The following is a 1350-nucleotide window of genomic DNA, read 5'->3' as shown; positions in this document are numbered from 1 at the left end:
TTCACCATCCATCTGCGCGGCACCGGCACGTTCCGGCCGATAACCGAGGTGGTCTTCGTGGCGCTCGCGGTCGGGATCAGCGAGTGCGAGCTGCTCGCCGAGGCGATCACCTCGTCGGACGACGTGGAGCGCGGTTCCCGCTTTCCCTATCACCCGCACGTGACGGTCGCCCAGGACGTGCCGCCCGAGCAGCTCGACGCGGTCTTCGACGATCTCGCCGACTTCTCGGCGAAGTTCCACGTCGCCTCGTTCACGCTGTTCACGCACGGTGGCGAGGGGCCCTGGCGAAGACGCCGCGATTTCCCCCTGGGTGTCTGAGTTTCCGCCCGCGTGATTTCGGTTACGGTGCGCCCGTGAACCCGATCGATCGGGCGTATGACGCCGCCGAGGCGCAGATCCTGCGTTGGCGCCACCGGTCTCGGTATTTCGATCACCTGAGCCGGGCCCTGCTGCGCTTCTGGGACGTGCAGGGCGGCCGGCTCGCCGCGGCGATCGCCTACTACGGGTTCTTCGCGATCTTCGCGCTGCTCCTGATCGGTTACTCGATCTTCGGCATCCTGCTGACCAGCAATGTCGAGCTGCTGAACATCGTGACCGAGTTCCTCGCGCAGAACCTGCCGTTCCTCGACATCCAGGCGATCCTCTCCAGCGGCAAGACCGTCGGCATCGTCGGCATCTTCGGCCTGACCTTCACCGGCATCGGCTGGGTCGAGTCGATCCGCTCCTCCCAGCGGCTCATCTGGCAGATCCCCGAGCAGCCCGGTTACATCGGCGTGCGGCAGGCGCTCGACCTGCTCGTGCTGATCGGCCTCATCCTGCTGCTCGCCCTCTCCCAGCTGGCCGTCTACGGCCTGGAGAAGGTGCTGAGCTGGCTGGCCGACGGTTTCGTGCAGTCGGCGGTGAGCTGGCTGCTCACCATCGCGGTCAACATGCTCCTGGCCGCGGCGTTGCTGGCGGCCGTGCCGCGGTTGCGGATGACGGTGCGCCGGATCGCGCCGCCGGTGATCCAGGTCGGTATCGGCATCACGCTGCTGAACACGGTGGGCAAGTCCTTCGTCGGCCTGGTGACGCGCAACCCGGCCTACGGACTGGTCGGTTCGGCCGTCGGTGTGCTGGTCTACCTGTACGTCTTCAATCAGTTGCTGCTCTTCGGGGCGGCCTGGGCGGCGACCAGTCCGCACGGTCGCGTCGTCGACCTTTCAGCTGACGATAAAAATGCCCCGGTGGGGCAAAATACCTGGATTCGGCACAGCCGCCCGGAATGATGTGCCCGTGGGCACTCTCGTGACGCTTGACTTGCCGGCGAACTCGCCGGTGGCCGACCTTCCCTGGGTCATCACCATCGGGTCG

Annotated in this window: 2 protein-coding genes; both read left to right on the top strand. The window is 66.4% G+C overall.

The genetic code is table 11. The features are described from left to right. The coding region (locus Ato02nite_RS48330) for a 2'-5' RNA ligase family protein (RefSeq protein WP_213013493.1) at positions 1-318 on the top strand (318 nt) is incomplete at its 5' end. Positions 319-353: 35 nt separating this feature from the next. Next, positions 354-1265, top strand: a complete 912-nt coding sequence (locus tag Ato02nite_RS48325) for a YihY/virulence factor BrkB family protein (protein WP_213013492.1) — start codon at positions 354-356, stop codon at positions 1263-1265. Positions 1266-1350: the final 85 nt, after the last annotated feature.

Origin of the sequence: Paractinoplanes toevensis, assembly GCF_018332695.1 — a bacterium.
Taxonomy (GTDB): Bacteria; Actinomycetota; Actinomycetes; order Mycobacteriales; family Micromonosporaceae; genus Actinoplanes; species Actinoplanes toevensis.
This window is presented reverse-complemented; position numbering and strand designations above follow the sequence as displayed.